At 63.7% G+C, this 19,562-nt stretch carries 21 protein-coding genes; 5 read left to right on the top strand and 16 right to left on the bottom strand.

All coding sequences use genetic code 11. From position 1 onward, the window contains the following. Nucleotides 1-33 precede the first annotated feature (33 nt). Nucleotides 34-939 carry an AraC family transcriptional regulator gene (locus AC0L3K_RS13885; protein ID WP_354128237.1) on the top strand — a complete coding sequence of 302 codons (906 nt, stop codon included), beginning with the start codon at nt 34-36 and terminating at the stop codon, nt 937-939. 194 nt (nt 940-1,133) lie between these two features. On the opposite strand, the gene AC0L3K_RS13880 is transcribed toward AC0L3K_RS13885, so the two are convergent. The 9 genes from AC0L3K_RS13880 to AC0L3K_RS13840 form a co-directional block, all read right to left on the bottom strand. Continuing rightward, nucleotides 1,134-2,111, bottom strand: a complete 978-nt coding sequence (locus AC0L3K_RS13880) for a TRAP transporter substrate-binding protein (protein WP_007591093.1) — start codon at nt 2,109-2,111, stop codon at nt 1,134-1,136. Nucleotides 2,112-2,146: 35 nt separating this feature from the next. Further along, nucleotides 2,147-3,460, bottom strand: coding sequence for a TRAP transporter large permease (locus AC0L3K_RS13875; RefSeq protein ID WP_007591091.1), 1,314 nt, complete (start codon nt 3,458-3,460; stop codon nt 2,147-2,149). Between the two features lie 2 nt (nt 3,461-3,462). Beyond that, on the bottom strand, nt 3,463-4,056 hold the full coding sequence (locus AC0L3K_RS13870) for a TRAP transporter small permease (protein WP_007591089.1): 594 nt from the start codon (nt 4,054-4,056) through the stop codon (nt 3,463-3,465). Between the two features lie 166 nt (nt 4,057-4,222). After that, nucleotides 4,223-5,020: an MBL fold metallo-hydrolase gene (locus tag AC0L3K_RS13865; RefSeq protein ID WP_007591086.1), complete on the bottom strand. Its 798-nt coding sequence runs from the start codon at nt 5,018-5,020 to the stop codon at nt 4,223-4,225. A 13-nt stretch (nt 5,021-5,033) separates the two neighbouring features. Then, nucleotides 5,034-5,810 (bottom strand): TatD family hydrolase, encoded by a 777-nt coding sequence (locus AC0L3K_RS13860; RefSeq protein ID WP_219684310.1) that lies wholly within the window; start codon nt 5,808-5,810, stop codon nt 5,034-5,036. 13 nt (nt 5,811-5,823) lie between these two features. Further along, nucleotides 5,824-7,806 carry a methionine--tRNA ligase gene (metG, locus tag AC0L3K_RS13855; protein ID WP_219684311.1) on the bottom strand — a complete coding sequence of 661 codons (1,983 nt, stop codon included), beginning with the start codon at nt 7,804-7,806 and terminating at the stop codon, nt 5,824-5,826. A gap of 109 nt (nt 7,807-7,915) precedes the next feature. After that, a complete protein-coding gene (locus AC0L3K_RS13850; protein ID WP_007591080.1) occupies nt 7,916-8,962 on the bottom strand; it encodes a DNA polymerase III subunit delta' in 1,047 nt (348 codons plus the stop codon). Continuing rightward, nucleotides 8,959-9,645, bottom strand: coding sequence for a dTMP kinase (gene tmk / locus AC0L3K_RS13845; RefSeq protein ID WP_007591078.1), 687 nt, complete (start codon nt 9,643-9,645; stop codon nt 8,959-8,961). The genes AC0L3K_RS13850 and tmk overlap by 4 nt, the downstream gene beginning before the upstream one ends. A gap of 2 nt (nt 9,646-9,647) precedes the next feature. After that, on the bottom strand, nt 9,648-10,910 hold the full coding sequence (locus AC0L3K_RS13840) for a D-alanyl-D-alanine carboxypeptidase family protein (protein ID WP_354128238.1): 1,263 nt from the start codon (nt 10,908-10,910) through the stop codon (nt 9,648-9,650). 149 nt (nt 10,911-11,059) lie between these two features. On the opposite strand from AC0L3K_RS13840, the gene AC0L3K_RS13835 reads away from it, so the two are divergent. Beyond that, nucleotides 11,060-12,016, top strand: coding sequence for an alpha/beta fold hydrolase (locus AC0L3K_RS13835; RefSeq protein ID WP_354128239.1), 957 nt, complete (start codon nt 11,060-11,062; stop codon nt 12,014-12,016). Here the strand turns inward: AC0L3K_RS13835 and AC0L3K_RS13830 are convergent. Further along, complete coding sequence (locus AC0L3K_RS13830) at nt 12,010-12,945, bottom strand: septal ring lytic transglycosylase RlpA family protein (protein ID WP_219684316.1); 936 nt, start codon at nt 12,943-12,945, stop codon at nt 12,010-12,012. The genes AC0L3K_RS13835 and AC0L3K_RS13830 overlap by 7 nt on opposite strands. Before the next feature lie 667 nt (nt 12,946-13,612). Continuing rightward, entirely contained in the window at nt 13,613-13,927 is a 315-nt protein-coding gene (locus tag AC0L3K_RS13825; RefSeq protein ID WP_219684317.1) for a hypothetical protein, read from the bottom strand. A gap of 158 nt (nt 13,928-14,085) precedes the next feature. Here AC0L3K_RS13825 and AC0L3K_RS13820 point away from each other — a divergent pair, with 158 nt between their 5' ends. Beyond that, entirely contained in the window at nt 14,086-14,670 is a 585-nt protein-coding gene (locus tag AC0L3K_RS13820) for a TIGR00645 family protein (protein WP_007591065.1), read from the top strand. Further along, nucleotides 14,660-15,154, top strand: coding sequence for a GNAT family N-acetyltransferase (locus tag AC0L3K_RS13815; RefSeq protein ID WP_219684319.1), 495 nt, complete (start codon nt 14,660-14,662; stop codon nt 15,152-15,154). Before AC0L3K_RS13820 ends, AC0L3K_RS13815 begins: the two co-directional genes overlap by 11 nt. An 18-nt stretch (nt 15,155-15,172) precedes the next feature. Here AC0L3K_RS13815 and AC0L3K_RS13810 read toward each other — a convergent pair whose 3' ends face one another. Continuing rightward, the gene (locus AC0L3K_RS13810) at nt 15,173-15,490 is read right to left on the bottom strand and encodes a DUF1476 domain-containing protein (RefSeq protein WP_007591062.1); all 318 of its coding nucleotides are present in this window, start codon (nt 15,488-15,490) and stop codon (nt 15,173-15,175) included. Between the two features lie 251 nt (nt 15,491-15,741). Here AC0L3K_RS13810 and AC0L3K_RS13805 point away from each other — a divergent pair, with 251 nt between their 5' ends. After that, on the top strand, nt 15,742-15,966 hold the full coding sequence (locus AC0L3K_RS13805; protein WP_007591061.1) for a hypothetical protein: 225 nt from the start codon (nt 15,742-15,744) through the stop codon (nt 15,964-15,966). Between the two features lie 49 nt (nt 15,967-16,015). Here the strand turns inward: AC0L3K_RS13805 and AC0L3K_RS13800 are convergent, their stop codons facing one another. The 4 genes from AC0L3K_RS13800 to AC0L3K_RS13785 all read right to left on the bottom strand — a co-directional run bounded on the left by AC0L3K_RS13800 (nt 16,016) and on the right by AC0L3K_RS13785 (nt 19,556). After that, nucleotides 16,016-16,207 carry a hypothetical protein gene (locus AC0L3K_RS13800; RefSeq protein ID WP_007591059.1) on the bottom strand — a complete coding sequence of 64 codons (192 nt, stop codon included), beginning with the start codon at nt 16,205-16,207 and terminating at the stop codon, nt 16,016-16,018. 138 nt (nt 16,208-16,345) lie between these two features. Beyond that, nucleotides 16,346-17,044 (bottom strand): endonuclease/exonuclease/phosphatase family protein, encoded by a 699-nt coding sequence (locus AC0L3K_RS13795; RefSeq protein WP_473366228.1) that lies wholly within the window; start codon nt 17,042-17,044, stop codon nt 16,346-16,348. Further along, nucleotides 17,041-19,074 (bottom strand): VTT domain-containing protein, encoded by a 2,034-nt coding sequence (locus AC0L3K_RS13790; RefSeq protein ID WP_219684321.1) that lies wholly within the window; start codon nt 19,072-19,074, stop codon nt 17,041-17,043. Before AC0L3K_RS13790 ends, AC0L3K_RS13795 begins: the two co-directional genes overlap by 4 nt. Before the next feature lie 185 nt (nt 19,075-19,259). Further along, nucleotides 19,260-19,556, bottom strand: coding sequence for a hypothetical protein (locus AC0L3K_RS13785; protein ID WP_219684322.1), 297 nt, complete (start codon nt 19,554-19,556; stop codon nt 19,260-19,262). Nucleotides 19,557-19,562: the final 6 nt, after the last annotated feature.

Below are 19,562 nucleotides of genomic sequence, written 5' to 3'. Positions count from 1 at the left end.
CGGTCGTGTTCGGCCGCGCAGTGGAGACACATCATGACCGATGATGGCCTCTACGGCGACCGGCTTGCGAAGCTATTTCCAATGATCAGCGAGCCGAGCTCGGGCCTCGTCAAGTCGCTACAAAAAGGAACGTTCGCCGCGGTGCGGATGGCATATTCCGGACCGGTCGGCGATCCGACGCTGCCATCGCCTCCGGACGAGGCCTTCGCACTTTGCCTTCGGCTGCAGCATCAGAGAGCGGAGTCGTGGCTGGATGGCCGATATGCGCTCAAGGGCGCCTTGAAAGACGAGACGAGCATCTACGATCTGCGATGTGAAACGGTCGTTCATTTCCGCGATCCCTTTGACTTTCTCTACCTGTATCTACCGCACGGCACGCTAAATGAATTGGCGAGCCAGCTTGATCTTGGTCGCGTCGAATATGACGTTGTCGCGGGCGCGAACTTCCTGGATCCAGTCATGGCTCATCTGGGTGCTTGCCTTCTGCCGGCGCTCGAAAGACCGCATGAGGCCAACGAGCTTTTCGTGGGCCACGTCGCGATGGCGCTCAACACGCATTTTCTCAAGACCTATGCCGTCGGCCAACCTCGCAATCGCTCTCACCGCAGCGGATTGGCGCCATGGCAACTTCGGACCGCGAAGGCACTCCTTCGCGCAAATCTCGATGGCGAGATCGCGTTGGCCCGAATTGCCGCTGAGTGTGGCGTGTCAGCCGCCCACTTCGCCCGAGCATTCAGAGTCAGCACGGGAACACCGCCGCATCGATGGTTGATGAATCAGCGTATCGAGCAAAGCAAGAGCCTGCTGGCAAGCTCGCCCCTATCGCTCACGGAAATCGCCATCAAATGCGGCTTCGCGGATCAGAGCCATTTTACCAGAGCGTTCTCAGCAGCAACGGGTGCCACGCCAGGACGCTGGCGACTGGTCCGCAAAGCTTAATCCCGGATGACCATGTCCAGGAACGCAGCGGCCGTGTCGCCGGTGCGAGGTTTTCGGCTCCGCTCCCCGGAGCGCTCCCACCAGCAAGGCCGTGCTGCGTTACGCCTGGTGATCTTGCCTGGTAGACAATTGCCGCTGATACGGGAGAGACCTTCCGCTCGCGTCGCGAAAGCGAACGGAAGATATTCCTGCCCTCACATCTTCTTGTAGGCGTCAACCAAAGCCTGGCCGTCGGCTCCCGCCTTCTTGAGCCAGTCGGCGGTGAGCTGTTCGCCGATCTTCTGGAAGCCGGCCTTCAGGGCCGGGCTCGGCGGCTCGACCGTCATGCCCTTAGCCTTGAGCTGATCGATGTACCAGGTGCTCTTGTCCTGCCAAGCCTTCCAGCCGCGGGTTTCCGCGGTCGCGGCGGCCTTGAGGATGGCCTCCTGGGTCGGCTTGTCGAGCGCCTCGAACGCAGCCTTGTTGACGAAGGTGTAGTCCTTCGGGATCCAGGCTTGCACGTCATAGAAGTACTTCAGCGACTCCCATGCCTTCGCATCGTAGCCTGTGCCGCCTGACGACATGAAGGAGTTCACGACGCCGGTCGCAAGTGCCTGCGGCAGCTCGGCGGCCTGAATGGTGACGGACTGCGCACCGACCAGTTCGCCGATGCGCGCAGTTCCAACGTTATAAGCCCGCCATTTCAGGCCCTTCATGTCTTCGATGGTCGCAAGCGGCTTGCTGACATAGACGCCCTGCGGCGCCCACGGCACGACAAACAGGAGCTTGAGCCCCTGCGCCTCCAGCTTCTTCGTAATCAGCGGCTTCGACGCCTGGTACAGCTTCATGGCGTCCGGGAAGCTGGTCGCCAGAAACGGCACGACGTCGACCCCGAATACCGGATCCTCGTTCTCGTGGATCGACAGCAAGACTTCGCCCATCTGCGCCTGCCCGGTCATCACCGCGCGCTTGATGTCGGGCGCCTTGAACAGTGAGGCGCCCGGATGGACCGTGATCTGGAGCTTGCCGGACGTGGCGGCTTCGACGTCCTTGGCGAAGGCAACGAGGTTCTCGGAGTGCGGATTGTCGGCCGGATACGCCGCCGGCAGATTCCATTTGGTCTGAGCCAAAGCGGGTGTCGCGGCCAGCACGGCGCCGGCGATCAGGGATGCGCGGAATAAACGAGACATCATCGGGCTTCTCCTCACAGTCAATTCAAACGGTACGCTCAGTCTGGGAAAGCGAGCTTGGGCAAGAACATCACGATCTGCGGATATTCCGTGATGATGAACACGGCCGCGAGCAGCAGCACGAAGAACGGGAACGCCGCCCGCGCGACGGTCAAGGTATCACGCCCACTCATGTTCTGGAGCACGAACAGATTGAAACCGACCGGCGGCGTGATCTGCGCCATCTCGACGTGGATGATGAGATAGACGCCGAACCAGACCAGGTCGAGACCGGCCTGCTTGACCATCGGCAGCACGATCACGGCGGTCAGGACGATCATCGAGATGCCGTCGATCAGGCATCCCAGGATGATGTACATGATGCTCAGATACAGCGCGAGCATGCCCGGCGTGAGCTGCTGGCCCTGGACCCAGGTGGCGAGAGCCGCCGGAATGCCCGTATAGGCCATCGCTGCGGTCGTGTAGGCAGCGCCCGCCAGGATCAGCATGATCATGCAGGTCAGGCGCGTCGCGCTCATGATGCTCTCGAGGAAGTTCTTGCGCGTGAGCGTGCGGCTCCACCACGCCAGCAGCAGCGCGCCCGAAACGCCCCAGGCGGCGCATTCGGTCGCCGTCGCAAAGCCGAGCACGAGCGAGAGGAAGACCGCCAGGATCAGCAACAGGCAGGGCGCAAGCCTGGCCGACTCGCGCAGCTTCTGGCGAAACGGCATCGGGGGATCGCGCGGCGGAATCTTCTTCGGGTTCAGCAGCGACCAGATGATGATGTAGCCGGAATAGAGCACCATCACGAGCACGCCGGGCAGAAAGCCGCCGAGGAACACCTGAAGCACGGAGACATTCGCCGTGACCGCATAGACCACCATCGGGATCGACGGAGGGATCAGCAGGCCGAGCGTGCCGGAGCCAGCGAGCGAGCCGAGACTGAGGCCCTTGTCGTAACCGCGCTTGTCCAGTTCGGGCAGCGCGATCTTGCCGATGGTTGCACAGGTCGCCGCCGATGAGCCCGACACCGCCGCGAAGATGCCGCAGCCGATCACGTTGACATGGGTCAGACGCCCCGGCAGCCACTGCACCCAGGGCGACAGGCCTCGAAACATCTCCTCGGATAATTTAGTGCGGAAGAGGATCTCGCCCATCCAGATGAACAGCGGCAGCGCGGCGAGCGTCCATGACGAGCTTGCGCTCCATGTCGTGGTCGCAAGCACCGAGCCGAGCGGCAGGCTCGTGGTCAGCGCCATCGCTACGAAGCCGACGAGGCCGAGCGAGACCGCGATCCAGATGCCGCTTCCCAGCAGCACGATCATGACGCCGAGCAGAATGAACGACAGTTCGATCATGCCGAGATTGGCCATCGTCAACCTCCGCCGCCCTGTGAGATGCGTTCGATGAATTCGTCCGGGGTCTCGTCCGGCGAGCCCTTCTCGTAGCTCGGCCGGTTGCCGCTGACGACACTGACCATTTCATCAATGAGCGCGATCGACAGGATCACGAGTCCGCCGGAAAACCCGAGCTGCGGAATCCAGAGCGGAAGCGCGACGACGCCCTGCGCCACGTCGTTGAAGCGCCAGGAATCGTAGGTCATCTGCACGGCATGCCGGGTGAAATAGAGGATGAAAGCAGCGGCAATGCCGAGGGCCACGACCTCCGCAACCTGTTTGGAGCGCCCATGCAAACGCTCCAGCAGCAGGCCGACCCGGATCATCTCGCCGCGCTTGAAGGTGTGAGCGAGGCCGAGGAATGCCATCGCGGCCATGCACCAGGAGGCGAAATCATCGCCGGCGGGAATGTTGACCGCAAACTGGCGCCCGATCGACATGATCATCATGATTGCAAAGATCGCAACCATGAAGGCGCCGGCGGCGTAGCCCGCACCGAGATAAAGGAGATCCAGCGCGCGTCGCACCGGTCCCCGGCTCGTGACATCGTCCCCTGCCAACGCGATCCCCATCCTCACACGAGGCGATTCAGACGGTCCCGGCGATCGCACGTCGCGCGCCGGTCCTGCATGAATATCGCCCCTGCCCAGCGCCCTGTCTTTCAGACGTTAGATCAACATGATGGGGCCAGCGCAAGCAAGGAGTATGCCGGCTCTCGCCGGAATTTCCACCGCAGGTTCAGCGGGTCTCGAGCCGCAGCCCGTCATACGCGGGCACCACTCCCGCCGGCAGCGACTGCCGGATCACCTCATAATCGACGTCGGCCGTCATGTTGGTGATGACGGCGCGCTTCGGCTTGAAGCGCTCGATCCAGGACAACGCGTCGTTGATGCTGAAATGGCTGACATGGCTGGTGTAGCGCAGGCCATCGACGATCCAGAGATCCAGATTTTCCAGGGCGCCCCAGCTCTCGCGCGGGATGTCGTTGAGGTCGGGTGTGTAGGCGGCATCGCCGATGCGATAGCCCAGCGCAGGAATGTTGCCATGCTGCACCAGGAAGGCGGTCATCGTCACCGGGCCGCCCTTCCCCTGGATGGTCTGGCTTTCACCAGCCTCGATCGACTGCGCCGTCAGGATCGGCGGGTAATCGCTGCCCGCCGGCGAGACGAAGCAATAGGAGAACCGCGACATGATGTCGTTCGCAGTCGTCTGGTTGAGATACGTCGGAATCCGCCGGCGCATGTGCATCACCACCGAACGCAGATCGTCCATGCCATGGGTCTGATCGGCGTGCTCGTGGGTCAGGAACACTGCATCGATGTGGTCGACATTGGTCGAGAGCAATTGCTCGCGCAGGTCCGGCGAGGTGTCGATCACGATACGCGTGGTGCCCTCGTCTGATGTCTGCTCGACCAGCAGCGAACAGCGGCGACGGCGGTTCTTGGGATTGTTGGGATCGCAGGCACCCCAGCCGAGTGCCGGGCGCGGCACGCCGGCGGAGGAGCCGCAGCCCAGGATCGTCAGCGTCAGCGTCATGCGGCTCCCAGTTCTAAGCTTTCACCCTGGAGAACAGGCGAAAGAAGTTTTCGCTTGTCTGGCGCGAGATCTCGTCAAACGACACGCCGCGTGTTTCGGCGAGCACTTTTGCGACCTCGACCACGTAGGCCGGTTCGTTGCGCTTGCCCCGGAACTTGCCCGGCGCAAGATAGGGCGAATCCGTTTCAACCAGAATACGGTCGGACGGGAGTTCGGCCGCAAGCGCGCGCAAGGCCTCGGACTTCTTGAAGGTCAGGATGCCCGTGAAGCCGATATAGAGCCCGAGCGAGACCGCCTTCAGCGCCAGCTCGCGCCCGCCGGTGTAACAATGCAACACCGCGCGAAACGATCCCTTTGCCGTCTCCTCTTCCAGGATACGGCCGCAATCCTCATCCGCCTCGCGGGTGTGGATCACCAGCGGCAAGCCGGTGGCGCGGGCGGCGGCGATGTGGGCACGAAAGCCCCTCGCCTGCGCCTCCGGCGAGCCGTTGTCGTAGAAATAGTCGAGCCCGGCTTCGCCGAGCGCGACGACCTTGGGGTGCTGCGTCAGTGCGATCAGCTCGTCCGGCGCGATGCCGTCTTCCTCGTCCGCGTTGTGCGGATGGGTGCCGACCGAGCAATAGACGTCGTCGTAGCGCTCGGCGATGGCCAGAAGCTGGTTCAGCTTTCTCACCCGCGTCGAAATGGTGACCATGCGGCCGATACCAGCCGCTCGCGCCCGCGACACGATCCCGTCGAGATCCTCCGCAAAGTCCGGAAAATCCAAATGGCAGTGGCTGTCGACCAACATGGTGCGAACGCCCTCAGGCTGCCGGCTCGATGTAGCGCGGGAAGGCCGGCGTCGGCGCGGGCAGCGTCGTACCTGGCGCGATGCGCGTTGCGCCGCCGAGCGCAGCGAAGTTGCGCTCCCCTTCGGGGATCCCGAGGCTGTTCAGCAGCAATCCCGAGGCCGTCGGCATCGCCGGCTGGGCCAGGATCGCGATCTGGCGCACGACTTCGGCGGTGACATAGAGCACCGTCCTCTGCCTGACAGGATCGGTCTTGGCGAGCGCCCACGGCGCTTCGCCCGCGAAATAGCGGTTGGCTTCGGCGACCACAGCCCATACGGCATTGAGCCAGTGATGGATTTGCTGCGTCGCCATCGCTTCGCGAGACGCCGCGAGCATGCCGTCAGCTTGTGACAGGATCGCCTTGTCGTTGTCGCTGAACTCGCCGGGCTCCGGGAGCACGCCGCCGAGCTGCTTGGCGATCATCGACAGCGAGCGCTGCGCGAGGTTGCCGAGATCGTTGGCGAGATCGGCATTGATGCGCGCGACGATGGCCTCGTGATTGTAGTTGCCGTCCTGGCCGAACGGGACCTCGCGCAGAAAGAAATAGCGCATCTGGTCGACGCCGTACTGGTCGGCGAGGTTGAAGGGATCAACCACGTTGCCGACCGACTTCGACATCTTCTCGCCCCTGCTGAACAGGAAACCATGGGCATAGACCCGCTTCGGAAGCGGGATCCCGGCCGACAGCAGGAAAGCCGGCCAGTACACCGCATGGAAGCGGATGATGTCCTTGCCGATGATGTGCACGTCGGCAGGCCAATAACGCCAGTTCTTGTCGCTCTCGTCGGGGAAACCGACGCCAGTGATGTAGTTGGTGAGCGCGTCGACCCAGACATACATCACGTGCTCTTCGTCGCCGGGCACCTTGACGCCCCAGTCGAACGTCGTGCGCGAGATCGACAGATCGCGCAGGCCGCCCTTGACGAAGCTCACCACCTCGTTCTTGCGGGAGTCGGGGCCGATGAAATTGGGCTGCGTCTCGTACAGCTTGAGCAGCCTGTCCTGATAGGCCGACAGGCGGAAGAAGTAGCTCTTCTCCTCGACCCATTCGACCGGGGTGCCCTGCGGCCCGAGCCGCACGCCGTCGTCGTTCAGGCGCGTCTCGTCCTCCGCGTAATAGGCTTCGTCGCGCACGGAATACCAGCCGGCATAGATGTCGGCATAGATATCCCCGTTCGCTTCCATGCGCCGCCATATCTCCTGGCTGGAGCGATGATGCTGTTCCTCGGTGGTGCGGATGAAACGGTCGAACGACACGTCGAGGCGCTCGTCCATCTGCTTGAAGCGGCCGGCATTGCGGGCTGCTAGCTCCGAGACGGACATTTTTTCGCTGGCCGCGGTCTGAACCATCTTCTGGCCGTGCTCGTCGGTGCCGGTCAGGAAGAACACGTCCTTGCCGTCGAGCCGCGCGAACCGCGCCAACGTATCGGTCGCGATCGCCTCGTAGGCGTGGCCGATATGTGGGCTGCCATTGGGATAGGCGATGGCGGTCGTGATGTAGAAGACGTTGTCGCGCGCGGGGACGGCCATGGGCGTGTTGGCCTGCGGCGCTGCGATGGACTTCGGCGCGCGCGGAGCCTTGGGCTTCGAGACATTGGGCTTCGGCGGCGCGGCGACAGGAGCTGGTGTGGCGGTCACGGCAGGCGTAGCCACCTTTGCCGTCTTGGCTATCTTCTTCGCCGAAGCCTCTTTTTTTGCCGAGGCCTTGGCTAGCTTTTTGGTCGCTGTCTTCACCGGCTTCTTTGCAACGACCTGCTTCTTCGCCGTCTTCGCGGCGCTCTTCCTCCCGCTTTTCTTGGCGGCTGTCTTTTTGGTCTTCGTGGCTTTCTTGACCTTTTTGGCAGCTTTGGGTGTGCGCGCCTTCACGGCCTTCTTCGCGGCTTTCTTGACGGCCTTCGTGGCAGCCTTCTTCTTGCTGCTCTTGCCCTTGGCGGTTTTCTTAGCTCGCGCTGCCACGACGAATTCCTTTACCGGCTTCTCGAAATTTGGAAACGAACCTGCGTTAGTTTATCGTCTTGAGCATGGCCCCATCGGAAAACCGCTGCACAGTTTTCCGGATCATGCTCTAGCGCGTCGCGTCCGCCAGCCAGCCGAACACCGAGAAAACCAAGGGCTTTCGCTCCAGATTGTAGGTTTCGGTGTCGCGCGCGGCGCGGACGATCTTTTCCCATACCTCAGCTAGGCGCGCAAGGCGCGGCAGATTCTGGTTGGCATTGGCCTCGTCGGCGTGCAGGCGTTCCGCGATCCAGCGATCGATGCCGTCGATGAAGGCGGCAAGCGCAACGCGGTCGCTGGTGCCGAGCGATTCGCCGAGCGTGTGCAATTCGCGCGGATCGACCTGCGGCAGCCGCGCCAGCAGCGCGGCCGTGCGCTGCTGGAGCTTCAGGGCGTCACCGCCGAGCAGCGTCAGCGCCCGCGCGACGCTGCCCTCGGACGCCTCCGCCGCCTCGCGCAACGCCGGATCATTCGGGTCGAGATCGGCAGCTGTTGCGGCTGCAGCAATCACGTCGTCGGTTGCGAGCGCGCGCAGGCGCAGCTTGCGGCAGCGCGACTGGATTGTGGCGAGCACACGCGCCGGCGCGTGGCTCACCAGCAGGAACAGCGATTGCTGCGGCGGCTCCTCGAGAATTTTCAGCAGCGCGTTGGCGGCATTCGGATTGAGCTCGTCGACGGTGTCGACGATGCAGACACGCCAGCCTTCGGCCGCTGCGGTCGAGCCGAAGAAGCCGATCGTCTCGCGCGTCTCGTCCACGGTGATCACGGTGCGCATCACGCCGCGATCATTGGCGGTGCGCTCCAGCGTCAGCAGGCCACCATGCGAGCTCGCCGCCACCTGCCGCGCCACGGCGTCATCACGATTGATGGCGAGGTCTTCGGCGCGCTGCACGAAGGGAGCGGACGGCTGGCCGTGAGCGAGCACGAAGCGCGCCATCCGATATGCCAGCGTCGCCTTGCCGATGCCTTGCGGCCCGCCAATCAGCCAGGCATGCGGGATGCGCCCGCTGCGATAGGCGGCCAGCAGCGCGGTCTCGGCCTCGCGATGGCCGAACAGAACGCTCGTCTCGCGCGGATGAGACATGGCAGTTTCGCGCTCGGTCTGACGCGGGCTCATATGGACACCACCGATGCCGGCGTCGGAAGCAGGCGATCGCGCAGCGCGGTCCAGACGCGCCCGGCAACCGTGTCGGGGTCAGAATTGGCGTCGATCAGCACGCAGCGCGCAGGATCGTCCGCCGCGATCTTGCGATAGGCTTCGCGCAGGCCCTGATGGAAACCGAGCTTCTCGGCCTCGAACCTGTCTGGCGTGCCGCTGCCGCGGCGAGCGGCCGCGCGCTGCAAGCCGATCTCGACCGGCAGGTCCAGAATGATGGTGAGGTCCGGTTTGAGATCGCCGATCGTGACCCGCTGCATCGCGTTGATCAGCGCCGCCGGCACCTGGCCGAGGCTGCCCTGATAGGCCCGCGTCGAATCGGCGAAGCGGTCGCAGAGCACCCAGGTGCCCTGGTTGAGCGCAGGCTGGATCACGGTGCGGACATGGTCGTCGCGGGCCGCCGCGAACAGCAGCGTCTCGGCCTCGGGTCCGAGCAGCTTGCCCATGCCTGACAGCACGAGGTGGCGCATGATCTCCGCGCCGGGCGAGCCCCCCGGCTCGCGGGTGACGAGGATGCGCATCCTGGCCGCCTTGAGACGGTCGGCGAGCTTCTTGATCTGGGTCGACTTGCCCGTGCCCTCGCCGCCTTCAAAGGTGACGAAACGCCCGCGTCCGGACGGCCACTTGACCGCGCTTTCACTCATGATCAGAGCTTCTCGGCGCCCGCACGGAACATGCCGATCACGAGCTCGCTGGCGCCGTCGATTGCACGCCGTACGGTCGAGCCGGTGCCGATCGCGTCAGCGGCATAGACCGGCGTCTCCACCGCGATGTTGCCGCTGCGCCAGACCCTGACCAGCCCGACCTTCTGCCCAGCCTCGACCGGCGCGCGCACCGGACCGCTATAGACGACGCGCGCGATCAGCTTGTCGGTGCCGTTCTTGTGCACCATCACTTTCACGGGCGTCTTGGCGACCAGTTTCACCGAGCGGCTCTCGCCGCCGAACACCTTGGCGTAGCCGACGGGCTGATCGGCCGCGATCAGGGTGCGGGTCTCGAAATTGCGAAAACCCCATTCCAGCATCTTCTTGGCTTCGGTGGCGCGATCTTCGGGGTCTTCCAGCCCGTTGACGACGACGATCAGCCGCGTGCCGTTCTGCACCGCCGAGCCGACCATGCCGTAGCCACCTTCCTTGGTGTAACCGGTCTTCAGACCGTCGGCGCCTTCCATGGAATTGAGCAGCGGATTGCGGTTGGGCTGGCGGATCTTGTTCCAGGTGTATTCCTTCTCGCCGAACAGTTTGTAGAATTCGGGAAAGTCGAGAATGATGTGCCGGGCAAGGATGCCGAGCTCGCGCACCGTCATCTTGTTTGCGGGGTCGGGCAAGCCGTTGGAATTGCCGAAGGTCGACTTCGTCAGGCCAAGCTCACGGGCGCGCTTGGTCATGAAGTCGGCGGCGAAAATCCGTTCGTTGCCCGCCATGGCTTCGGCCAGCGCAATGCAGGCATCGTTGCCGCTCTGGATGATCGCCCCGTGCAGGAGATCGTCGACCGTGACCTTGCTGTTGATCGCGGCGAACATGGTCGACCCGCCGGAGGGTGCGCCGCCCCTGCGCCAGGCGTTCTCGCTGATCCGGTATTCGTCGGTCAGCTTGATGTCGCCCTTCTTGATGGCGTTGAAGACGACCTCCGCGGTCATCAGCTTCATCATGCTGGAGGGGGCGCGCAGTTCGTCGGCGTTCTTCTCGAACAGCACGCTGCCGCTGGAGGCCTCGATCAGGATCGCGGTCGGGGCGTCGCCGTCGAAGCCGGCATCATCTGTTTTCTTGGCGCCCTGGACGCTCTGGTTGGCGGCGTAGAGCGCCCCGCCCCAGCCAATGGCCGCCACCAGAGCCGTCGCGATCAGCCCGCGCGCCAGCGCTCCGGCGGTGAACCGGGTGCGCCCAAACGAGGAAAGATGAAATTCCATGGCCAAGCCCTGAGAGCGGCGTTCTAACAGTTGGAGCGGGTGCGAACAACACGGGGTGGTCTTGTCCCGAGATTGCACGATTCTCGTCCCGCCCCTATCGTGGCACCTCAGATTTTCTGACCAAACCCCTGAAACAAGGCGGAAAAGCGATGTCCTCCACCCGCGTGATCAAGGCCAACGGCATCGATCTGTTCATCCGTGAAGCCGGTCAGGGTCCGCTGGTGGTGCTGTGCCACGGCTGGCCGGAACTCTCCTATTCCTGGCGCCACCAGATCCCGGCGCTGGCGCAGGCCGGGTTTCGCGTCGTCGCCCCTGACATGCGCGGCTACGGCCAAAGCTCAGCGCCGCCCGAGGCGACGGCCTATTCGATCTTCGACACGGTCGGCGACATCGTCGGCCTCGTGCAGGCGCTCGGCGAGAGCAAAGCGATGGTGGTCGGTCACGACTGGGGTGCTCCGGTGGCCTGGCACGCGGCGCTGTTCCGGCCCGACATCTTCACGGCGGTCGCCGGCCTGAGCGTGCCGCCGCCGTTCCGCGGCCGCGGCAAGCCGCTTGACCTCCTGCGCCAGGGCGGCATCACCAATTTCTATTGGCAGTATTTCCAGGCGCCCGGCGTTGCCGAAGCCGAGTTCGAGCGTGACGTCGCGCGCACCATGCGCATCGTGCTCGGCGGGCGCGGCCTTGCCGATCCCACCGCAGCCATGTTCGTGCTGGACGGCAAGGGATTCCTCGGCCACTGCAACCCGGAGGAGCCTCTGCCGGCCTGGCTCAGCGAGACTGACCTTGCCTATTTCACCGAAACCTTCCGCAAGTCCGGTTTTCGTGGCGGGTTGAACTGGTATCGCAACCTCGACCGCAATTGGGAGCTGACGGCGCCCTGGCAGGATGCGCAGATCCATCAGCCCTCGCTCTTCATTGCCGGTTCGAAAGACGCCGTCATCACCGGCCTGATCGGAGCCAAGCGCATCAACGAGCTCGAGCGCGTGCTGCCCAATCTGAAACGAAAGCTGATCATCGAGGGCGCCGGCCATTGGGTCCAGCAGGAGCGGCCCGATGAGGTGAATGCGGCGCTGGTGAGTTTCCTGAAGGAAAGCGCCGCTCAGTAGAGGCCGCGGCCGCTCAGGATGCCGCGGGCCTCGGCAGCGCCGTCCGAGGCGTAGGCGCCGGACGGTGTGCTCTCGGTGGCATAGCGGCCGTCCCCGTCATAGGACACGGCGCGGGCGTTCTGGAGCGCCCGGCCCCGGTTGCGGCTCGAGGCCGACATTTCCGAGGTCGCACTGAGTGAAGCCATGTCGGCGGAGGTGTTGCCGAGATTGTAGGGCCGTCCCTCCGGCGTCGGAACTTCGCCGCGCATGGCACCGCGGTTCGACGACGGCAGCTCCGGCACGAACGGCCTCGCCGAGGCGACACGGACCATCGAGGGCGACGGCGCCGGGGTCCCGGTGCGCAAGGTGGCCATCAGCTGGCGGTCGTCGGAGCCTTCCAGCGGCGCCCGCCCGACATATTCGACACGAACCTTGGCGATCCCATTGCCTTTGAATTCAAGCAGTTCGGCGGCCTTGTTCGAGACGTCGATGAGCCGGTTGCCGTGATAGGGCCCGCGGTCATTGACGCGGACGATCAGCGACTTGCCGTTCGAAACGTTGGTCACCCGCGCATAGGAGGGCATCGGCAGGGTCGGATGCGCCGCCGTCAGCGAGCCCATGTCGAACACTTCGCCATTGGCGGTCAGGCGGCCGTGGAAATCGTCGCCGTACCAGGACGCCATTCCCTCGGCGCGGTAGTTGACGTCCTCTTCGGGAACATAGGTCCGGCCACCCACCACATAGGGCTTGCCGACGCGGTAGGCGCCGCCGCCCTTCGGGACCGGATCACCCAAAGCCACGACCCGGGGGCTCGAGGACACGCCGTATTTCGGATCGACCCGGCTGGCGAATTTGTTGGAGGATGCGCAATTGGCAAGCGCAAGGCAGGTCGCGACCGCCGCAACACCGCGCGCGGCCCGCAAAACCGAATCTGACCGTCGGATCCCCATTCGCCCCAAATACCACTTTGCCGGAGGCGTACCTAACCCGCTTTGACTACGGGCAGCGCTGTCCGGTCCTTTGCTCCAAGGCGGCCCACCACCGCGTCGGAAGTGGTAACGATAACGCAACCCGAACACGGCGGAAATGGGGAGCCCACAACGATCCCGCCGGGATGGTAAACGGGGCGTATGCGTTCGCCCCGTTGAACTACGGGGCGCGGGCGCCCTGCTCTGTGCCACGGCTGGACATTCTGTTGCGCCAAATCCTCACTCCACCCCCATTGTCGCGCCGCTCCCTGGAATTCTTTTGACTGTGCAAGGCCGCCCGCGTTTTCTCGCGTGCAGGGCGGAATGGAATGAGACGATGATCGAGACGGTTTCGGCACTGATGGGTTTGGTAAGCGCGGGGATCTTCCTGGCCCACGCGTTTGAAGGTTACCGCACGAGGGCCTGAGGCACTCGCGCGGACGGCAAGCATCACCCTTTCAAGACGGCGCGTTCGGACATTTTTAATCGATCCGATCGAGCATCGCAGACGAGAGCGGCAGGTGTCCCATGCGCAACCATGACCTCGTATCCGATGGCTTCCTGGCATTGACCGCCGGCGGTTTGGTCTTGCTGTGCTCCAGCCTCGTGGCATTGGCCTTCGCCTGAGCACCCAGCACGAAAAATACGCTTACCGCAGTCCAAGCAGCGAACGCCGATAGAGGCTGTCGCGGGCTTCGCTCAAGCAGACGAAGCTGCCGGTAAAACCCTGGCCGTACCGCTTCTGGCTTTTGCCGTAGTAGACACCTTTGCTGAAATCGAGCCAGACGACCCGGTCGTGCGGGCAATGACGCTGCGCCTGCGCCTCGTAGCGAAATGGCGTCAGCGGTGTGGCCGATACCTCAGCGCCGCCGCAGCCGACCAGGATTGCAGCAGCGAGCGCGATCGCGCCGGGCCATTTGCCGAAGCTGCTGCTAGATACTCCGCAAGATAGTCCGCAAGCCACCACCCGCCTCCCGATCCTGGCCGTCGCACGAAGGCCGCTCGGGCACGATAGCACGAAACAGCACGGTCCTCGGAAAGCGACAGGCGCCTCACGTCTTCCGCGGGCCATCTTGTCGGGTTACAGGAAGCGGGATGATCTTGGTGCGAGGATGCTGCTGAATGTCGGTTGAGCCTGGACCCGAACTCCGCACCGAACCGCGCCTGCCATTGCCGCGCCTGGGCTTGATCGCGATGATCATCTTCGGCTCGCGCTGGCTGCAGCTGCCGCTCTATTTCGGTCTGATCGTGGCGCAATGCGTCTACATCGTGCTGTTCCTGAAGGAGCTCTGGCATCTGTCCTGGCACGCGATTGATCTCACCGAGCAGCAGATCATGATGAGCGTGCTGGCGCTGATCGACGTTGTGATGATCTCCAACCTGCTCGTGATGGTCATTGTCGGCGGCTACGAGACCTTCGTCTCGCGGCTCGACCTTCAGGGTCATCCGGACGAGCCGGAATGGCTCGGCCACGTCAACGCGAGCGTGCTGAAGATCAAGCTCGCCATGGCCATCATCGGCATCTCCTCGATCGCGCTCCTGCGCACCTTTATCGAGGCCGGCAATCTCGGGTCGAACCGCGCCGGATTCACCGAGACTGGCGTGATGTGGCAGGTGCTGATCCACCTCACCTTCATCGTCTCGGCCCTAGGCATAGCCTACGTCGACAAGCTCAGCGACTCCGGAATGCGCAAACATGCCGAGTAATGACCGCCCGCGCTCCGCCGATGGAGAGCTGTCTTTCAGGGCGGCACGCGCGGACGATGCGAAAGCGGTGTTCGACATCACCAAGGCTTCAATCGCAGGTCTGGCGCACGGATGCTATTCGCCGGCGCAGATCGAGAACTGGATGGGTGAGCGCACGCCCCGCTTCTACCAAGAGCTCATCGCCAGGGGACGCATGACCGTCTGCCTTCGCAACGGCGTCATCGTCGGCTTCGTCGACGCCGAGCCGGGCGAGGTCGCCCGATTGTTCGTACTGCCCGAGGCCGCCGGCTCCGGGCTTGGCCAGCGATTGCTCGACATCGGCGTCGCCCAGGCGCGTGACGGACATAGCGGACCAATCCGTCTCGAAGCCACGATCAATGCCGAAGTCTTCTACCAACGATACGGCTTCAGAAGCACTGGCAGAGGGCAATTCTCTCACGGCCTCGGCGGCGAGCCGATCGAGATCGTCTACATGGAGCTGTGAGCGCCGACGGCGCGCCGTTCAGGATTTTGCCGCGAGCTGCTGAACCGCCTGTTGCAGGCATTCCTGGAACTTCTGGCCGACCTGTTCGCGCGATACGCCCCTGGCGGCAAGATCGGCCGAGACTTTGCCCACGACGTCGTCCATCGACTGGTTCTCCAGATGGTCCGTCACCAACGCCGTCGCGTAGCTGGCCGCGGCATCGCCGCTGAGGCCGAGCTGGGTGGCGGCCCAGAGCCCGAGCAGCTTGTTGGACCGGGCCGTGGCCTTGAACATGAGTTCCTCGTCGTGGACGAATTGGGCCTCGAAGCCCTGCTCGCGCTTGTCGAACGTGGTCATGGTCAGCTCCATTTCGGTTTTCGCTGATCGGGGTCGGACTGGCTGGAAGCGAACGTCTCCGTGGTTCAAATCTGGATCGTTGGAAGCTTCCGGCGGAAGCCAAACGCCGTCAAGCCCGCTGGGCGTGCCCAGACCGGGTGTGTGCAGGTCACCCACCAGCTCTACGCCAGCCAACCCGGCTAGGCAGAGATGTTTACCATTGATTAAGCAGACTCAGCGCCCCATGGCCCGGAGACATCGAGAGCTGACGCATGAACAAAGAACTGCGGGAGTTTCGACGGCTTGAACGGGTCTGCCTTGAGCAGGCAGCCCTCTCCACCATGGACCTGGCGCGAAGCGGGTTGCTCAAGGTCGCCGACGATTGTCGCGTCGCAGCCGAAGCGATCGAGGCGCAATCGCCTCGCAGATCTTTCGCAACCGCCGTTCAGGCGCTGAAGCAGGCGTTGAGCGTGACGCGCGTCCCTCACCGGCACTGAGGCCGGCGCTCGCAGGCAAGGACATCTTTGACGGGGCGACAGCGCGCGGTCAGCCCTTGGCTTCCGTCTGTTCACGTGCCAACCGTTCGGCTCTCAGCCGCTCCTTGTTGGCATAAAACGCCTTCTGCGCCGCTTCATGATCGCGCATGGCTTTTTCGGCTTCGATACGGCGTGTCGCATCGCGCGCCTGCCGCTGTTCGGGGGTCAAGGGCTTGCGCCGGTAGGAAATGTCTTCCGTCATGGCCAGATAACGCGGGGGTCAGGAAAGGGTTCCCCTTGGTCCCGCCGGGCGGCAGCGTGGGCCGACTGCACAAATGTGCGAAAACAACCCCATGCACAGTAGCCAAGTCCTTCTGCAGAAAGAACTTTTCTATCGCGCTTAAGACGCGTTTGACCCGCCGGCGATCTCGATGTCTGCAATAACGGGCAAATGGTCTGAGTAAGCCCGCGCCCCTTCGTCGGTCCAAACCTTCCCGATCGGGCTGTCGGAGGTCGCATAGATCCGGTCAAGCCGCAGCAGGGGTAAATGCGACGGGAAAGTTCGCAGCCGCGTACGGTTTGGGCAGGCCTGCGCGAGCACGCGCCGCACCGATTTGATCCAGAACCAATCGTTGAAATCCCCGAGGACGACGGTCCTTCCGGGCTTCATCAGGCTCACCAGCGCGTGAGCCTGCGCATGGCGCTCGTGGATGCTCAAGCCGAGATGCGTGGCCACCACGCGGACATCGCCGACCGGCGTCAGCAGTCCCGCCGCGATCGCCCGGCGCGGCTCGCGCTCACGATACGACACGTCGACGATCTCGGGCGGGCCGGAGAATGGGAAGCGGCTCAGGAGCGTCTGGCCGTATTCGCCATCCGCCGTGACGATCGACTTGGCGTGAACACGGTGATCGCCGACGACACTCGCCAGCTTCGCAAACGGATCGTCAGATCGCGATCGCGAATCCACCTCCTGAAGCGCGACGACATCGGGAGCCCATTTGCGAATGATGGAACAGATACCTTCCAGATCGAACTTCGGATTGAGATTGAAGGTGCCATGCACATTCCACGTCATGAAGCGCATCGGCGCCATCATCGCCTCCCGGCGAGCCACGTCGCGACGAATTGCGCGCCGGCGCAGATCGCGAGCCAGCCCAGGAACGCCAGTGCGAGCAGCAATATGTTGACCCAGGACGCATTCCTGGCGAGATCTGCGATCTGAGCACCCAAAACTGCCATGGCGAGAATGCCCGGCGTCATGCCGAGCAGCGTTCCGACCAGGAAGTCACGCAGCGGCAGCGTGCTCGCGCCAGCCACGACATTCACCACCGAGAACGGCGCGATCGGAATCATCCGGATGACGACGACGGCCAGAATGCCCTTGCCGACAACACGCTCCTGGATGCGCGCGGTACGTCGTCCGAGCAAACGCTGCAGGCGCTCGCGGCCGAGTGCCCGTCCGATCGCAAACAGGACAAAGGCGCTGAGCACGACCCCCGTCATGGCGGTGACGAAGCCTAGCCATGGTCCGAGTGCGGCAGCAGTTGCCGCAATGAGCACGAGAACCGGAAACACGACCAGCCCGCCGACGACGAAAGCTGCAATCGCGAATGGCGGCCCCCAGACGGACTGCGAATAGGCGGACAGAAGCGACGACATCCGGCCCGCGTCGGCAAAATCGCTCAAGGACGTGTACGACCAGGCCATTGCGAGTCCGCAAAGCGCCACGGCTATCGAGACCATCCCGATGATCGTCTTCGTGCTCCACATGCGCGATGCCGCCCGCTCCAGATGAAGAGGCCGCTCAGGGTCCGCCACCGGCTGAACCATCGTGGCCAGAGCGCTGGTCAGGACCGAAGATTCCACGTCGCGCAGCGCCTTCGTCCCACCTTCTCTTGAGACGTCGTCCAGGAGCGCAAAAAGACGATCGTCGTTCTGCGCGACGGTCTGTTCATCGAGGCCGCAGAAATGGGCGATCAGGCGACGGCGGACCGAAGCGATGAAATTTCGATGCTCGTCCGATGTGGCTTCAAAGATCAGGTCACATTCGCTGTCGGCGCCCATCGATCGATTGTTTAGATTGGCCGAACCGATCCTCAAGATGAGATCGTCGACGATCATGAGCTTGCTGTGCACCATCACGGCCGCTTCCGTGTCCCCGTTCCCCGATACCGGATAGACGAAGCGGATGCGATCGGCGACGCCGGCCGAACTGAAGCAGTCGATGAAGGCGCCGCGGCCGTTCTGCATGGCCTGGGATTCCAGCCACGAGGAATGCAGTTTTGGCGTGACGACCACAACCCGAAGCGAAGGCACGCGCCGCATCTGCTCCGCCAATTCGCGCGCGATCTTGGTGGCGCTGGTGAACTGGTTCTCGATGTACACGAAGCTCGTCGCGGACCGGATCGCTGCGATCAACGAACGTTCGACCTCCCGGAGCGTCGAACCTGCCGGACAAACCACTTCGGTCCTGGCGATGCCCACCGGCATATGCTCAGCCTCGACCGGAACATTCGCCGGCCAGCGCAAGCTTTTCAGCGGGCGCCGATCGTCAATCTGTTGGCCTGCCGCGCGCCAGCGTTCCTCCGCGAGGTCGAACAGCCACGCCGCCGCATCCCCGTCGACCAGGCATTGAACATCATGAAACGGCAGGTATGGCTTGCCCTGGGGATCACAGCGCGACGCGTGATCGGCGCGATGATCACTCGTGTCCCAGCGCCTGATCGTCAGATCGAGCCCGCCGACGAACGCCAGTGAGCCGTCGACACAGACGATCTTCTGGTGTTGGGCCGACCCAAATGGAAGTGTGGAATCAAGATAAAACCGGACGCGGCCATCTGTGTCGGCGGTGAATTTCGCCGCGGAATTCCATTCCCTCTCGGAAGCGTAGAACGAGACAAAGTCCCAGATGAGAATGTTGATGCGCAAGGTGGGACGTCGCTGGACCAGCGCGCGCAGGAACGGGCCGAGCTGTTCCGGCAAGCCATCATCCGCTCGCCCGGACTCGCCGACCAGCCTGGTTTCACTATGGATATCCCAACCGACGATATAAACGAGGTCCTGCGCCTGCAGCAGGGCCTCCCGCAGGGCCGCGAAATAAGCGGCAGCATCGTTGAGAACCGCCACACGCCGCGCCTCGCACCGCCGCCAGACGGTGTCGCCGGGGATCAGGGTCGATGAGCTCTGAAGCAGGGAGGCCTCGCAATTTGCGTTCGCGTTGAAACGCGCTGAACGCGGAAGGGGTTCCCCAACCAGAACCAGGCTGACCGTTCGGCGTGTGCGGATTCCAGCGCCACAGTCTCCCCTCGCCGCTACTTGGTTCGGACAGTCTTTGCACCTGCGCCTTTCAAGGCGTCCGCAATCTTCTCGGGCGCATCGCCGTGAAAGTCCACGGAGACCTCGATTGGACCTTCCAGCTTCTGGTGCCCCTCCGGCGCAGGCGCGGCCTTGGCGTCAGGACCGGCGGTGCGTGTCCCCGACGTGTTCGCGCCACCGGCGGCCTGGACGAAGACGTCGCTTCGCGGCACGCCGCATTCCTGCACGACATGCTCAATCGCAAGCTCGGCGCCGCGGCGCGTGTCGAATTCTCCGATGATCGTACTTTCCAAGGGCGC

The sequence above is a fragment of the Bradyrhizobium sp. MI1.10 genome (assembly GCF_055811035.1).
This window is presented reverse-complemented; position numbering and strand designations above follow the sequence as displayed.

What these genes read in the sequence shown, in the direction of transcription:
- AC0L3K_RS13885 (WP_354128237.1), top strand. Translation starts at nt 34, where the DNA reads ATGACCGATGATGGCCTCTACGGCGACCGGCTTGCGAAGCTATTTCCA.
- AC0L3K_RS13880 (WP_007591093.1), bottom strand. Translation starts at nt 2,111, where the DNA reads ATGATGTCTCGTTTATTCCGCGCATCCCTGATCGCCGGCGCCGTGCTG.
- AC0L3K_RS13875 (WP_007591091.1), bottom strand. Translation starts at nt 3,460, where the DNA reads ATGGCCAATCTCGGCATGATCGAACTGTCGTTCATTCTGCTCGGCGTC.
- AC0L3K_RS13870 (WP_007591089.1), bottom strand. Translation starts at nt 4,056, where the DNA reads ATGGGGATCGCGTTGGCAGGGGACGATGTCACGAGCCGGGGACCGGTG.
- AC0L3K_RS13865 (WP_007591086.1), bottom strand. Translation starts at nt 5,020, where the DNA reads ATGACGCTGACGCTGACGATCCTGGGCTGCGGCTCCTCCGCCGGCGTG.
- AC0L3K_RS13860 (WP_219684310.1), bottom strand. Translation starts at nt 5,810, where the DNA reads ATGTTGGTCGACAGCCACTGCCATTTGGATTTTCCGGACTTTGCGGAG.
- AC0L3K_RS13850 (WP_007591080.1), bottom strand. Translation starts at nt 8,962, where the DNA reads ATGAGCCCGCGTCAGACCGAGCGCGAAACTGCCATGTCTCATCCGCGC.
- tmk (WP_007591078.1), bottom strand. Translation starts at nt 9,645, where the DNA reads ATGAGTGAAAGCGCGGTCAAGTGGCCGTCCGGACGCGGGCGTTTCGTC.
- AC0L3K_RS13840 (WP_354128238.1), bottom strand. Translation starts at nt 10,910, where the DNA reads ATGGAATTTCATCTTTCCTCGTTTGGGCGCACCCGGTTCACCGCCGGA.
- AC0L3K_RS13835 (WP_354128239.1), top strand. Translation starts at nt 11,060, where the DNA reads ATGTCCTCCACCCGCGTGATCAAGGCCAACGGCATCGATCTGTTCATC.
- AC0L3K_RS13830 (WP_219684316.1), bottom strand. Translation starts at nt 12,945, where the DNA reads ATGGGGATCCGACGGTCAGATTCGGTTTTGCGGGCCGCGCGCGGTGTT.
- AC0L3K_RS13820 (WP_007591065.1), top strand. Translation starts at nt 14,086, where the DNA reads ATGTCGGTTGAGCCTGGACCCGAACTCCGCACCGAACCGCGCCTGCCA.
- AC0L3K_RS13815 (WP_219684319.1), top strand. Translation starts at nt 14,660, where the DNA reads ATGCCGAGTAATGACCGCCCGCGCTCCGCCGATGGAGAGCTGTCTTTC.
- AC0L3K_RS13810 (WP_007591062.1), bottom strand. Translation starts at nt 15,490, where the DNA reads ATGACCACGTTCGACAAGCGCGAGCAGGGCTTCGAGGCCCAATTCGTC.
- AC0L3K_RS13805 (WP_007591061.1), top strand. Translation starts at nt 15,742, where the DNA reads ATGAACAAAGAACTGCGGGAGTTTCGACGGCTTGAACGGGTCTGCCTT.
- AC0L3K_RS13800 (WP_007591059.1), bottom strand. Translation starts at nt 16,207, where the DNA reads ATGACGGAAGACATTTCCTACCGGCGCAAGCCCTTGACCCCCGAACAG.
- AC0L3K_RS13795 (WP_473366228.1), bottom strand. Translation starts at nt 17,044, where the DNA reads ATGATGGCGCCGATGCGCTTCATGACGTGGAATGTGCATGGCACCTTC.